General features: G+C 53.7%; 12 protein-coding genes. 9 read left to right on the top strand and 3 right to left on the bottom strand.

Translation table 11 applies throughout. The annotated features are described in order from the left end of the window. Positions 1-7 precede the first annotated feature (7 nt). Positions 8-247, bottom strand: a complete 240-nt coding sequence (locus ACLJTG_RS15625) for an oxaloacetate decarboxylase subunit gamma (RefSeq protein WP_001001151.1) — start codon at positions 245-247, stop codon at positions 8-10. A 158-nt stretch (positions 248-405) separates the two neighbouring features. After that, positions 406-1,746 (bottom strand): citrate/sodium symporter CitS, encoded by a 1,341-nt coding sequence (gene citS / locus ACLJTG_RS15630; protein ID WP_000183602.1) that lies wholly within the window; start codon positions 1,744-1,746, stop codon positions 406-408. A gap of 244 nt (positions 1,747-1,990) precedes the next feature. Between citS and citC the strand changes: the two genes are divergently transcribed. The 7 genes from citC (at position 1,991) to dapB (ending at position 8,192) form a co-directional block, all read left to right on the top strand. Continuing rightward, positions 1,991-3,034, top strand: a complete 1,044-nt coding sequence (gene citC / locus ACLJTG_RS15635) for a [citrate (pro-3S)-lyase] ligase (protein ID WP_072102744.1) — start codon at positions 1,991-1,993, stop codon at positions 3,032-3,034. 29 nt (positions 3,035-3,063) lie between these two features. Continuing rightward, positions 3,064-3,357: a citrate lyase acyl carrier protein gene (citD, locus tag ACLJTG_RS15640; RefSeq protein WP_000691461.1), complete on the top strand. Its 294-nt coding sequence runs from the start codon at positions 3,064-3,066 to the stop codon at positions 3,355-3,357. Next, positions 3,354-4,223, top strand: coding sequence for a citrate (pro-3S)-lyase subunit beta (citE, locus tag ACLJTG_RS15645; RefSeq protein ID WP_198898303.1), 870 nt, complete (start codon positions 3,354-3,356; stop codon positions 4,221-4,223). The genes citD and citE overlap by 4 nt, the downstream gene beginning before the upstream one ends. A 10-nt stretch (positions 4,224-4,233) precedes the next feature. Continuing rightward, on the top strand, positions 4,234-5,754 hold the full coding sequence (gene citF, locus ACLJTG_RS15650; RefSeq protein ID WP_000665575.1) for a citrate lyase subunit alpha: 1,521 nt from the start codon (positions 4,234-4,236) through the stop codon (positions 5,752-5,754). After that, a complete protein-coding gene (gene citX / locus ACLJTG_RS15655; protein WP_000679050.1) occupies positions 5,754-6,305 on the top strand; it encodes a citrate lyase holo-[acyl-carrier protein] synthase in 552 nt (183 codons plus the stop codon). Before citF ends, citX begins: the two co-directional genes overlap by 1 nt. Beyond that, a complete protein-coding gene (gene citG / locus ACLJTG_RS15660) occupies positions 6,283-7,191 on the top strand; it encodes a triphosphoribosyl-dephospho-CoA synthase CitG (protein WP_001103238.1) in 909 nt (302 codons plus the stop codon). Before citX ends, citG begins: the two co-directional genes overlap by 23 nt. Before the next feature lie 179 nt (positions 7,192-7,370). Next, positions 7,371-8,192, top strand: a complete 822-nt coding sequence (dapB, locus tag ACLJTG_RS15665) for a 4-hydroxy-tetrahydrodipicolinate reductase (protein ID WP_079951382.1) — start codon at positions 7,371-7,373, stop codon at positions 8,190-8,192. Between the two features lie 103 nt (positions 8,193-8,295). Here dapB and ACLJTG_RS15670 read toward each other — a convergent pair whose 3' ends face one another. Then, on the bottom strand, positions 8,296-8,418 hold the full coding sequence (locus tag ACLJTG_RS15670; RefSeq protein ID WP_000355310.1) for a hypothetical protein: 123 nt from the start codon (positions 8,416-8,418) through the stop codon (positions 8,296-8,298). Positions 8,419-9,054: 636 nt separating this feature from the next. On the opposite strand from ACLJTG_RS15670, the gene carA reads away from it, so the two are divergent. Beyond that, a complete protein-coding gene (gene carA / locus ACLJTG_RS15675; RefSeq protein ID WP_000597280.1) occupies positions 9,055-10,203 on the top strand; it encodes a glutamine-hydrolyzing carbamoyl-phosphate synthase small subunit in 1,149 nt (382 codons plus the stop codon). Positions 10,204-10,221: 18 nt separating this feature from the next. Continuing rightward, on the top strand, positions 10,222-13,449 hold the full coding sequence (gene carB, locus ACLJTG_RS15680) for a carbamoyl-phosphate synthase large subunit (protein WP_001126310.1): 3,228 nt from the start codon (positions 10,222-10,224) through the stop codon (positions 13,447-13,449). Positions 13,450-13,508: the final 59 nt, after the last annotated feature.

Genomic DNA, 13,508 nt, shown 5'->3' on the forward strand with positions numbered 1-13,508 from the left:
CCGGGAATTAAGCGTTAAGGCGGTGATGGTGAATGGCGGCGGCAATCACCGGCTTTAAGCGGGTGAAGTCGTCCACGGCGGGAACGGCGCGCGGTGCGGGCGCGGCGACGGGTTCCGGGAAGAAGCGAGTAATCACGGCGGACATGCCGCGGATGGCAAAGATGAGCAGGAACAGAAAGCTCAGTACGAACCCCATCCCTAAAAACATCAGGGTGAAACCTTCACCCAGTAGTACAGCTTCATTCATGAATCATTTTCCATAATGAGAGGCACGACGGTGGCCTTGACGACAACCTTCCTGGTGAATCCGGCTAAGGAGTAGAGTGGATTTCCCTTGGCCACCTCTGGCTTTGGCCTCTACTTTTCTCCAGGTCGTTTGCTGCCAAGACACCGCCGTGCGTTTTTTTACACCATCATGCTGAACACGATGCTAGCGATAACCAGCACAATACCGCCGCCCAGACGAGAGGAAATTTGTGCATATGAAATGAGGTTCATACGGTTACAGGCGGAGAGCACTTCCAGATCGCCGGAGCCGCCGCGGTTGGCCATACAAAGACCCGCAGTAATGGATGATTCAATCGGGTAGAAGCCAATCAACCAGCCCCCGATAGCTGCGCCGACGACTGCGCCGACCACAATGATCGCGGCGATAACGACGTTCGCGAACGTCAGGGCATCGATGATCTCTTGCAGATCGGTGTAGCAAACGCCCACACCGACCATCAGCACCCACAGCAGTTGTTTAGAGAAGAAGTCAGAAAGACGTTTCGCCCCGGCTTTAATCTCCGGTGAGCAAAGACCTGATGCGTTCAGCGCAGCAACAATCAGAACCATCCAGGCGAAGTAGTGAATAGAGACGCCGCCGATGCTTGGCAGAATTTTCTTGGCAACAACATAGGCCAGCAGGAAGCAGGTGGTGGATAGCACCATGCCAACCGCCGTTTCACGATGGGTAATCTGACCGGCCTTTTCATCATCTTCGGTTTTGAAGGAAGCCTTACGAACCAACTCGCCTTCACCGCTAAGCCAGGTGTATTTTTTGCCTATCATATCGAGGAGGGCGGCGAAAATAATGGCGAAGATATTCGCAATGGTCAGAATAGCAATAGCCGTTGAGTAATACTCTTCGCGAGAACGTCCGGTAACCGAGTGATAAATTTCAGACAGAGGCACGGCGCCCGCGCCGTTACCACCGCCCATAATCGGCAGAACGTACAGCATCATGATACGGTCGACCGGGATACCGAAGCACAGACCAATGACGATACCGAAAAGGGACGCGCCGACAATCCCGGCGAGGATGGTTGGGATATAGCCCAGCAGTGATTTTAATAGCAGCTTACGGTTTACCGACAGGATCGCGCCTGTGATCAACACTGCGATAAACAGGTTAAGGAAGTTGCTTTTATCCATTACGTTGCTGATCGCATCAATTTCTTTCTGCGTAAATATGCCAGCATAGACAAAATAAGCTGCAACCAGAAATATCATAACCGGTGCGCCGCCAATATATTTATTGAAGATCGGTAAACGTTTGCCGATTTCACCAAAAATGGCCCCCATAACAAACATAAGAGCAAAACCACCGACTAAGTCAGTCGGTATAGCGTTATAGAAATGAGACAGTAATAAAGTAATTAATGCAAAGGCATAAAGCGGTAGCGGCATACCAAAGATTTTGAATCTGAGTAAATCGCTGGCCCCCTTTTTCTCCGTCGCCGAAGCCTGGGTCATGTTGGTCATAAACATTTTCCTGTGTATTGATGGGTAACAAGACCCGCGCATACTAATAAATTCAATGAACCGTGAGATGTGACTATCTTCACTGAATGGTTGTGTTTTTAATTAATTTAATTATTTTTATTAACTCTGGTTAATTAAGGAAATAAAAACCATAAAGCTTATAAAAGCAAGGGGGAAAGTGTGATGTCTATTCCAGACGAATAATATAAACACTGGCGAAATATGCGGCGTTATTTGCTGACGGATGCAGAATAGAGTGAATCTAATATTTAAACGCATTTATTTGCAAAAGGATGTATTGCGTCGCGAGTCGGTCGCCATGTTTCTGGAGGGCGTGGGACTCTCCCTGGAAGACGATTGTGAAATCGCGGTATGCGCATATTGGCAGGGTGAGATAGTCGGGTGCGGTTCTCTGGCCGGGAACGTACTGAAATGCATCGCTGTTTCCCCGGTTTTACAAGGGGAAGGGCTCAGCCTCAAACTGCTGACTGAGCTGCTTACATTGGCCTACGAGTTAAACCGCAGCGAGCTTTTCCTGTTCACTAAGCCGCAAAATCGGTTGCTGTTTTCTGGCGCGGGGTTTTGGCCCATTGCGCAGGCAGGTGAGCTGGCGGTGTTAATGGAGAACAGCAGTGAACGGTTAGCGCGCTTTTGTCGCCAACTGGCGCTTTATCGTCAACCGGGAAAAACGATCGGCGCCATCGTCATGAACGCCAATCCGTTTACATTGGGCCACCGTTATCTGGTGGAGCAAGCGGCTGCGGCCTGTGACTGGTTGCATCTGTTTGTAGTCAAAGAAGATGCTTCATTTTTTTCCTATACCGACCGTTGGGCGCTGATCGAACAAGGAATCGCGGGCATTGACAACGTCACGTTGCATTCCGGCTCCGCTTATATGATCTCGCGTGCGACGTTTCCCGGCTATTTCCTCAAAGAAAAAGGGGTTGTGGACGACTGCCATTGCCAGATCGATCTGCAACTCTTCCGTGAACATCTGGCTCCAGCGCTGGGGATTACCCATCGTTTTGTCGGCAGTGAGCCGTTTTGTCCTCTGACCTGTGCCTATAACCAGCGGATGCACGACATTTTACACGATCCGAAGCGCAGCGGCCCGGTTATTGAGGTCGTCGAGCTGGCGCGGGTGGAGAAAAACGGCACGGCTATTTCCGCCTCTCGCGTCAGAAAACTGTATAGCGAACGTAATTGGCCGGCAATAAGCGCGCTGGTGCCTGCTGGCACCCTGGCATATCTGCAGCGGCATGCCGCCAGACACACTGAAACCATATGACGTAACACCGTTAACAAGGAACATAACTAATGAAAATCATTAAAGATGCCCTGGCAGGCACGCTGGAATCCAGCGATGTGATGATCAGGATTGGTCCATCCAGCGAGCCAGGAATTCGGCTGGAGCTAGAGAGTCTGGTGAAGCAGCAGTTTGGCGCGGCGATTGAGCAGGTGGTTCGGGAAACGCTGGCGAAGCTGGGCGTTGAACGCGCGCTGGTTAGCGTCGATGACAAAGGCGCGCTGGAGTGCATTTTACGCGCCCGAGTGCAGGCGGCGGCGCTGCGCGCTGCAGAACAAACGGAAATTCAATGGAGTGCGTTATGAGACCACGTCGCAGTATGTTGTTTATCCCCGGCGCAAATGCGGCCATGTTGAGCACCTCGTTTGTCTATGGTGCGGACGCGGTGATGTTCGACTTAGAAGACGCCGTAGCGTTACGTGAGAAAGATACCGCCCGTCTTTTAGTCCATCACGCGCTTCAACATCCGTTCTATCAGGATGTTGAAAAAGTGGTGCGCATTAATCCACTGAACACGCCGTTCGGTCTGGCCGATCTTGAGGCCGTCGTGCGTGGTGGCGCGGATATTGTGCGTCTACCGAAAACCGACAGCAAAAACGATGTGCTGGAGTTGGAAGCGCAGGTCGAACGGATCGAGCGTGAATGTGGACGTGAAGTCGGCAGTACCGGGCTGATGGCGGCGATCGAATCAGCGAAAGGCGTGGTCAATGCCGTCGACATCGCCACCTCCAGCCCGCGCATGGTGGCGATTGCGCTGGCGGCATTTGATTACGTGATGGATATGGGCACCTGCCGGGGCGATGGCACCGAGCTGTTCTACGCCCGCTGCGCAGTGCTGCATGCGGCGCGCGTTGCGGGTATTGCCGCCTATGATGTCGTTTGGTCGGATATCAATAATGAAGAAGGCTTCCTGAAGGAAGTGCAGTTGGCGAAAGGGCTTGGTTTTAACGGTAAGTCCTTAGTGAACCCACGTCAGATTGAGCTGTTACATCAGGCTTATTCTCCGACACGTAAAGAAGTTGAGCATGCGTATGAGGTGATTGCCGCCGCTGAAGAGGCTGAGTCTCGCGGTCTGGGCGTCGTTTCACTCAACGGCAAAATGATTGACGGCCCGATTATCGACCACGCGCGTAAAGTGGTGGCGCTGTCGGCTTCCGGTATTCGTGATTAAGGAAGGAACCATGAAAGAGACTGTAACCATGCTCAACCAGCAATATGTCGTACCGGAAGGATTACAGCCCTACCAGGGGGTAACAGCGAACAGCCCGTGGCTTGCCAGTGAAACGGAAAAGCGTCGGCGTAAAATTTGTGACTCGCTTGAAGAGGCTATCCGTCGTTCCGGGCTTAAAAATGGCATGACGATATCCTTCCACCATGCGTTTCGTGGTGGCGACAAAGTTGTCAATATGGTGATGGCGAAGCTGGCGGAAATGGGATTCCGCGATCTGACGCTTGCCTCCAGCTCATTAATTGATGCCCACTGGCCGCTTATCGAGCACATTAAAAATGGCGTGGTGCGGCAGATTTACACCTCCGGGCTGCGCGGCAAGTTAGGGGAAGAGATCTCCGCTGGCCTGATGGAAAACCCGGTACAGATCCACTCTCACGGCGGCCGCGTAAAGCTGATTCAGAGCGGTGAGCTGAATATTGATGTCGCTTTCCTCGGCGTGCCGTGCTGCGATGAATTTGGTAATGCTAACGGCTTTAGCGGCAAGTCACGCTGCGGCTCTTTGGGGTATGCGCAGGTTGATGCGCAGTACGCTAAATGTGTGGTGCTCCTGACCGAAGAGTGGGTCGAATTCCCCAATTATCCGGCCAGTATCGCGCAGGATCAGGTTGATTTGATCGTACAGGTGGATGAAGTAGGGGATCCGGAAAAGATCACCGCGGGCGCGATTCGCCTGTCCAGTAACCCGCGTGAACTGTTGATCGCCCGGCAGGCGGCCAATGTGATCGAACACTCCGGTTATTTTTGTGACGGTTTTTCGCTGCAAACCGGCACCGGTGGCGCTTCTCTGGCGGTCACCCGTTTCCTGGAAGACAAAATGCGTCGCCACAACATTACGGCGAGTTTTGGCCTGGGCGGGATCACCGGCACCATGGTGGATCTGCATGAGAAAGGGTTGATCAAAGCGCTGCTGGATACGCAATCATTCGATGGCGATGCCGCCCGTTCGCTGGCGCAGAATCCACATCATATTGAAATTTCGACCAATCAATACGCTAACCCCGGTTCTAAAGGCGCGGCATGCGAACGCCTGAATGTGGTGATGCTGAGCGCGCTGGAAATTGACGTGAATTTCAACGTTAACGTGATGACCGGTTCAAACGGCGTACTGCGTGGCGCATCGGGCGGCCATAGCGATACGGCAGCAGGGGCCGATCTCACCATTATTACCGCACCGCTGGTCCGTGGCCGAATCCCATGCGTGGTGGAAAAAGTGCTGACTACCGTCACGCCTGGGGCAAGTGTTGATGTGCTGGTTACCGACCATGGTATTGCGGTGAACCCTGCGCGTCAGGATCTGCTTGATAACCTGCGTGCTGCGGGTGTGGCGCTGATGACCATCGAACAACTGCAACAGCGCGCTGAGCAACTGACGGGCAAACCGCAGCCGATTGAGTTTACCGATCGGGTGGTGGCTGTGGTGCGTTATCGCGACGGTTCAGTGATTGACGTGATTCGCCAGGTTAAAGGCTGATGAAGGGCACAGACCTGCTGTACCAGGGCCAGGCAGTTACGCTGGAGGAGATGCTACAAGCGCGCGATAAACGTGCCGCCAGGCAGCGTCAGGCGTTGAACTGCTATCGGCTACCTTTGATTTCCCTCACGCTGGTTGCACCGGGCGCCGTTAAAAACTCAGCGGTCTGGCGGCGTGTCGCCGATTACGCAATTGCCGAAATACTGGCGCTTTGCGAACAGAAGGAGTGGGTCAACGTCTGGGAAATGCAGGTAAATGAACGCAGCGGCCCGGAATGGATGGCAGCGGTCTGTGCGCCGGCAATGGCGTTGAAACAGCACATGTCGACACTAGAGATGAGCCATCCGTTAGGGCGGCTTTGGGACATCGACATTATTGATAGCGACGGTAAGTCGCTATCACGCCGTGAACTCGGGCATCCTGCCCGGCCATGTTTGATATGCCAGCAGGATGCTCATCTCTGTGCCCGGGGCAAGCATCACACCCTTGACCTTTTGTTGGATGAAATTGCACGAAGGATTGAATGCTATGAACGTGAGCGTTGTGACTGAACGGCGTACGCCAGCGTACTCATCGCTGGCGGCTGGCGAACTTAATGGGTTGGTTGCAAGAGCGCTGCTGACGGAAGCCAGGCTGACACCAAAACCCGGTCTGGTCGATATTCGTAATTCGGGAGCGCATAGGGATATGGATCTGGCGGCATTTGAACGTAGCACTACCGCCATTGCTCCATGGATGGAAAAGTTTTTTATCATGGGCAACAACACGGCGGCGCTGGCGGCAGAAAATGTCCTGGTGATGCTGCGTCCGCTGGGGATGGCCTGTGAGAACGATATGCTACAGGCGACCAATGGTGTGAATACCCATCGCGGGGCGATTTTCGCTTTTGGCCTGCTGAGCGCAGCGATTGGCCGACTTCTCGCGCGGGGAGAACCGTTGGAGCAAAATCGTATCTGCGACCAGGTTGCCCGCCTGAGTCGGAATATTGTTGCCCACGAGCTCTCAGCAAAAAAAGCGGGAAAACTGACAAAGAGTGAAACCCATTTCCAGTGTTATGGCCTGTCGGGCGCGCGGGGAGAAGCGGAAAGCGGTTTTCGAACCGTCAGAACGCAGGCTTTGCCGGTGTTTAACCGGGTCGTGCAGGAGCATGACGATACCCATCTTGCCCTACTGCAAACATTGTTGCATCTGATGGCGTGGAATGATGATACCAATCTGGTGTCACGGGGAGGCCTGGAAGGGCTTTACTACGTGCAGCAGCAGGCACAAAAATTGTTGTGGCAAGGGGGCGTATTGGTTGAGGGGGGCATTGAAGCGATGCAGTCCCTCGATGATGAACTCATCCTGCGTAACTTAAGCCCTGGCGGTAGCGCGGATTTACTGGCAGTGACCTGGTTTTTAAGTCATTTTCCTGCCGGTTCCCTCTATCCTGAGTAAGTTTCTCTTCTTTCATTCTCTCCAGCAATGATTCATCCTGCGGGATGAATCATGTCTTTTACTTATATCGCTCCCTGTTTATCATTAATTTCTAATTATCGGCGATTTTAGATGGCGGCCTCCGGGCGCGCTGGTTACTCTGAAAACGGTTTACGCAATTTTTACAAAAGAGAATAGCTATGCATGAAGCACAAATCCGCGTCGCCATTGCCGGCGCCGGTGGCCGCATGGGACGGCAGTTAATCCAGGCCGCCATGGCGATGGAAGGTGTTCAGCTGGGTGCCGCGCTGGAGCGCGAAGGCTCTTCCTTGCTGGGCAGCGATGCTGGCGAACTGGCAGGGGCGGGAAAGTCCGGCGTGATCGTTCAAAGCAGCCTTGAGGCGGTAAAGGATGATTTTGACGTTTTCATCGATTTTACCCGTCCGGAAGGCACGTTGACGCATCTGGCGTTTTGCCGCCAGCATGGTAAAGGGATGGTGATTGGTACTACCGGCTTTGACGACGCCGGTAAACAAGCCATTCGCGAGGCGTCACAAGAGATTGCGATCGTTTTCGCCGCAAACTTTAGCGTCGGCGTTAACGTCATGCTCAAGCTGCTGGAGAAAGCCGCGAAGGTAATGGGCGACTATAGCGATATTGAAATTATTGAAGCGCACCACCGCCATAAAGTGGATGCACCGTCGGGTACGGCGCTGGCAATGGGCGAGGCAATCGCCGGGGCGCTGGATAAAGATCTGAAGGACTGCGCGGTCTACTCGCGTGAAGGTTATACCGGCGAGCGCGTACCGGGAACGATTGGCTTTGCAACCGTTCGGGCGGGCGACATCGTCGGCGAACATACCGCGATGTTTGCCGATATTGGCGAGCGCGTAGAGATTACGCATAAAGCTTCCAGCCGCATGACGTTTGCAAATGGCGCGTTGCGATCGGCGTTATGGCTAAAAACGAAGAAAAATGGGCTATTTGACATGCGGAATGTGCTGGGGCTGGATGTATTATAGCGACTAAATACCTTCGTGATGTGGTTGTGGTAATCAAGATTAATTGATTACAAAGGGCAATATATTATTGCCCTTTTGTTTTTTTTGCCCCCCGGTTATTCGGTCAGATAAGTAACGCCTTTCGCCATTCATGTTTCGACAGTTTCTTCGCCCACGACATGTTCAGCCGCAGCGGCTTACCGTATGCAAAAGGCACCTCGACCAGACTGATAAGACTGATATCCATCGGGGGTAGTGCTGTTCCTCGGGGGCGTTTTATCTCTTTTACTTCAATAGGTTAGCTTTTTTATGCTGTAGTGAGGCTGGTTGTGTTCCAATCTTATGCGCTAGTCTTAAAGAAAAAGAAGTTGGATCTTTATATCGCGATTGTAATTCTTATTACATTGTCTTAATTTGCTGTTTTTTGTCGATTTTTTGATGTGTTTGATTTGTTTTTTATTTTCATAACCACTTGATTTTTAAATTATTTTTGTTATTAATTTGCTTTATTTTGAATTTTTATGCATTTAATGGCATTAATGGTTATTAAATGAATTTTTATCGTTGTTTTTTGTTGTTTTAATGTGAAATTTGACCATTTGGTCCACTTTTTATCATGCCAGCCAATTTTTTGCGAACTCAAGGAAGCGCAAGCGTTTTCTATCGTCACTTAGTTGATCTTTTTGCCTCTTAAACAGAATAATTTCCTTATAATGTGCAAAATAACATAAAAAATACCCTCTTTAAGTTGACTTTTATCCGGCTTAACTTCAGAATGCCGCCGTTTGCCAGAAATCCACGGGTAAGCAAATTTGCATTGCTTCATACTGACTGAATGAATTAATATGCAAATAAAGTGAGTGAATATTCTCTGGAGGGTGTTTTGATTAAGTCAGCGCTATTGGTTCTGGAAGACGGAACCCAGTTTCACGGTCGGGCCATTGGGGCAACGGGTTCGGCGGTTGGGGAAGTCGTTTTCAATACTTCAATGACCGGTTATCAAGAAATCCTCACTGATCCTTCCTATTCCCGCCAAATCGTCACTCTTACTTATCCCCATATTGGTAATGTCGGCACCAATGAAGCCGATGAAGAATCTTCTCAGGTTCATGCGCAAGGTTTAGTGATTCGCGATCTGCCGTTGATTGCCAGCAACTTCCGTAACACCGAAGACCTCTCTTCTTACCTCAAACGGCATAACATTGTGGCGATTGCTGATATCGATACCCGCAAGCTGACCCGACTGCTGCGTGAGAAAGGCGCACAGAACGGCTGCATCATTGCAGGCGATAGCCCGGATGCGAAGCTGGCGCTGGAAAAAGCGAAAGCATTTCCTGGACTTAACGGTATGGATCTGGCGAAAGAAGTGACCACGGCGGAAACTTACCGCTGGACGCAGGGTAGCTGGACGCTGAAAGACGGTTTACCGGAAGCGAAATCTGAGGATGACCTGCCGTTCCATGTGGTGGCCTATGATTTCGGCGCGAAGCGCAACATCCTGCGTATGCTGGTGGATCGCGGCTGCCGCCTGACGGTGGTGCCAGCGCAAACCTCTGCTGAAGAGGTGCTGAAAATGAATCCGGACGGCATCTTCCTGTCAAACGGCCCTGGCGACCCGGCTCCGTGCGACTACGCGATTACTGCTATCCAGAAATTCCTCGAAACCGACATTCCGCTATTTGGCATCTGCCTCGGTCATCAGCTACTGGCGCTGGCGAGCGGTGCGAAGACCGTTAAGATGAAGTTCGGCCATCACGGCGGCAACCATCCGGTAAAAGATATGGACCGAAACGTGGTGATGATCACCGCGCAGAACCACGGCTTTGCGGTGGATGAAGACTCGCTGCCCGCCAACCTGCGCGTGACCCACAAGTCGCTGTTCGACGGCACCCTGCAGGGCATTCACCGTACCGACAAACCGGCGTTCAGCTTCCAGGGTCACCCGGAGGCGAGCCCAGGCCCGCACGATGCGGCGCCGCTGTTCGACCACTTTATCGAGCTTATTGAGCAATACCGTCAGTCCGCGAAATAATCAGGAGTAATAAGAGCCATGCCAAAACGTACAGATATAAAAAGCATCCTGATTCTGGGCGCGGGCCCGATTGTTATCGGTCAGGCGTGTGAGTTTGACTACTCCGGCGCTCAGGCGTGTAAAGCCCTGCGCGAAGAGGGCTATCGCGTCATTCTGGTGAACTCCAACCCGGCCACCATCATGACCGACCCGGAAATGGCCGATGCCACCTACATCGAGCCGATTCACTGGGAAGTGGTGCGCAAAATCATTGAAAAAGAGCGTCCGGATGCGGTGCTGCCGACCATGGGCGGCCAGACCGCGCTGAACTGCGCGCTGGAGCTGGAGCGGCAGGGCGTGCTGGAAGAGTTCGGCGTCACCATGATTGGCGCCACCGCCGACGCCATTGATAAAGCCGAAGACCGTCGTCGCTTCGATATCGCGATGAAGAAAATTGGTCTCGACACCGCGCGTTCCGGTATCGCACACACTATGGAAGAAGCGCTGGCGGTTGCCGCTGACGTGGGCTTCCCGTGCATCATCCGTCCTTCCTTTACCATGGGCGGCACCGGCGGCGGTATCGCTTACAACCGTGAAGAGTTCGAAGAAATCTGCGAACGCGGTCTGGATCTCTCGCCAACCAACGAACTGCTGATTGATGAATCGCTGATCGGCTGGAAAGAGTACGAGATGGAAGTGGTGCGTGATAAAAACGACAACTGCATCATCGTCTGCTCTATCGAAAACTTCGATGCCATGGGTATCCACACCGGCGACTCCATCACCGTGGCGCCCGCGCAGACTCTGACCGACAAAGAATACCAAATCATGCGTAACGCCTCGATGGCGGTTCTGCGTGAAATCGGCGTCGAAACCGGCGGTTCTAACGTCCAGTTCGCAGTGAACCCGAAAAACGGCCGTCTGATCGTTATCGAAATGAACCCGCGCGTATCCCGCTCCTCGGCGCTGGCGTCGAAAGCCACCGGTTTCCCGATTGCCAAAGTGGCCGCCAAACTGGCGGTAGGTTACACCCTTGACGAACTGATGAACGACATCACTGGCGGGCGCACTCCGGCCTCCTTCGAGCCGTCCATCGACTATGTGGTTACTAAAATTCCGCGCTTTAACTTTGAGAAATTCGCCGGTGCTAACGACCGTCTGACCACCCAGATGAAATCGGTCGGGGAAGTGATGGCGATTGGCCGCACCCAGCAGGAATCCCTGCAAAAAGCGCTGCGCGGCCTGGAAGTGGGCGCCACCGGCTTCGACCCGAAAGTCAGCCTCGACGACCCGGAAGCGCTGACCAAAATCCGCCGCGAGCTGAAAGATGCGGGCGCAGATCGTATCTGGTATATCGCCGATGCCTTCCGCGCAGGCTTGTCTGTGGATGGCGTCTTTAACCTGACCAACATCGACCGCTGGTTCCTGGTACAAATTGAAGAGCTGGTGCGTCTGGAAGAGAAAGTGGCTGAAGTCGGGATTACTGGCCTCAACGCCGACTTCCTGCGTCAGCTCAAGCGTAAAGGGTTTGCCGATGCGCGTCTGGCAAAACTGGCTGGCGTACGCGAGGCGGAAATCCGTAAGCTGCGTGATCAGTATGACCTGCACCCGGTTTACAAACGCGTGGATACCTGCGCGGCGGAATTCGCCACCGATACCGCCTACATGTACTCCACTTATGAAGATGAGTGCGAAGCGAACCCGTCCGTTGACCGCGATAAAATCATGGTCCTCGGCGGCGGCCCGAACCGTATCGGCCAGGGTATCGAATTTGACTACTGCTGCGTACACGCCTCGCTGGCGCTGCGCGAAGACGGTTACGAGACCATCATGGTCAACTGTAACCCGGAAACCGTCTCCACCGACTACGACACTTCCGACCGTCTGTACTTCGAGCCGGTGACGCTGGAAGACGTGCTGGAAATCGTGCGCATCGAGAAGCCGAAAGGCGTTATCGTGCAGTACGGCGGCCAGACCCCGCTGAAGCTGGCGCGCGCGCTGGAAGCGGCAGGCGTGCCGGTTATCGGCACCAGCCCGGACGCCATCGACCGCGCGGAAGACCGTGAACGCTTCCAGCATGCGGTTGACCGTCTGAAGCTGAAGCAACCGGCCAACGCCACCGTCACCGCCATTGAACAGGCTGTCGAAAAAGCGAAAGAGATCGGCTACCCGCTGGTGGTGCGTCCTTCTTACGTGCTGGGCGGCCGGGCGATGGAAATTGTCTATGACGAAGCCGATCTGCGTCGCTACTTCCAGACAGCGGTCAGCGTCTCTAACGATGCGCCGGTGCTGCTGGACCGCTTCCTTGATGACGCGGTTGAAGTGGACGTGGACGCTATCTGCGACGGCGAAATGGTGCTGATTGGCGGCATTATGGAGCACATTGAGCAGGCGGGCGTACACTCCGGCGACTCCGCCTGTTCCCTGCCGGCCTACACGCTGAGCCAGGAAATTCAGGACGTGATGCGCCAGCAGGTGCAGAAGCTGGCCTTCGAGTTGCAGGTGCGCGGCCTGATGAACGTGCAGTTTGCGGTCAAGGACAACGAAGTCTACCTGATTGAAGTCAACCCGCGTGCGGCGCGTACCGTACCGTTCGTCTCCAAAGCCACCGGCGTTCCGCTGGCGAAAGTGGCGGCGCGCGTGATGGCCGGCAAATCGCTGACCGAGCAGGGCGTGACCCAAGAAATTATCCCGCCGTACTACTCGGTGAAAGAAGTGGTGCTGCCGTTCAACAAATTCCCCGGCGTTGACCCGCTGTTAGGGCCAGAAATGCGCTCCACCGGGGAAGTGATGGGCGTGGGCCGTACCTTCGCGGAAGCGTTCGCTAAGGCGCAGCTGGGCAGTAACTCCACCATGAAGAAACAGGGCCGTGCGCTGCTCTCCGTCCGCGAAGGCGACAAAGAGCGCGTGGTGGATCTCGCCGCCAAGCTGCTGAAACAGGGCTTTGAGCTGGATGCCACCCACGGTACGGCGATTGTGCTGGGCGAAGCCGGTATCAACCCGCGTCTGGTGAACAAGGTGCACGAAGGTCGTCCGCACATTCAGGACCGTATCAAGAATGGCGAATATACCTATATTATCAACACCACCGCAGGTCGCCGCGCGATTGAAGACTCCAGGGTGATTCGCCGCAGCGCGCTGCAGTATAAAGTGCATTATGACACCACGCTGAACGGCGGTTTTGCCACGACGATGGCGCTCAATGCCGATGCCACCGAGAAGGTAACCTCGGTGCAGGAAATGCACGCGCAGATCAAAAAGTCGTAAACAAAGGGGCCGGCGGATATTGCTCTAACCGGACCTGTAATATAATGTTGAAAGGGTTT

It is taken from the genome of Salmonella sp. SAL00672, assembly GCF_046552175.1.
Taxonomy (GTDB): domain Bacteria; phylum Pseudomonadota; class Gammaproteobacteria; order Enterobacterales; family Enterobacteriaceae; genus Salmonella; species Salmonella enterica.

Excerpts from the sequence above, each read along its gene's own strand:
- ACLJTG_RS15625 (WP_001001151.1), bottom strand. The coding sequence starts at position 247 with ATGAATGAAGCTGTACTACTGGGTGAAGGTTTCACCCTGATGTTTTTA.
- citS (WP_000183602.1), bottom strand. The coding sequence starts at position 1,746 with ATGACCAACATGACCCAGGCTTCGGCGACGGAGAAAAAGGGGGCCAGC.
- citC (WP_072102744.1), top strand. The coding sequence starts at position 1,991 with ATGCAGAATAGAGTGAATCTAATATTTAAACGCATTTATTTGCAAAAG.
- citD (WP_000691461.1), top strand. The coding sequence starts at position 3,064 with ATGAAAATCATTAAAGATGCCCTGGCAGGCACGCTGGAATCCAGCGAT.
- citE (WP_198898303.1), top strand. The coding sequence starts at position 3,354 with ATGAGACCACGTCGCAGTATGTTGTTTATCCCCGGCGCAAATGCGGCC.
- citF (WP_000665575.1), top strand. The coding sequence starts at position 4,234 with ATGAAAGAGACTGTAACCATGCTCAACCAGCAATATGTCGTACCGGAA.
- citX (WP_000679050.1), top strand. The coding sequence starts at position 5,754 with ATGAAGGGCACAGACCTGCTGTACCAGGGCCAGGCAGTTACGCTGGAG.
- citG (WP_001103238.1), top strand. The coding sequence starts at position 6,283 with ATGAACGTGAGCGTTGTGACTGAACGGCGTACGCCAGCGTACTCATCG.
- dapB (WP_079951382.1), top strand. The coding sequence starts at position 7,371 with ATGCATGAAGCACAAATCCGCGTCGCCATTGCCGGCGCCGGTGGCCGC.
- ACLJTG_RS15670 (WP_000355310.1), bottom strand. The coding sequence starts at position 8,418 with ATGGATATCAGTCTTATCAGTCTGGTCGAGGTGCCTTTTGCATACGGT.
- carB (WP_001126310.1), top strand. The coding sequence starts at position 10,222 with ATGCCAAAACGTACAGATATAAAAAGCATCCTGATTCTGGGCGCGGGC.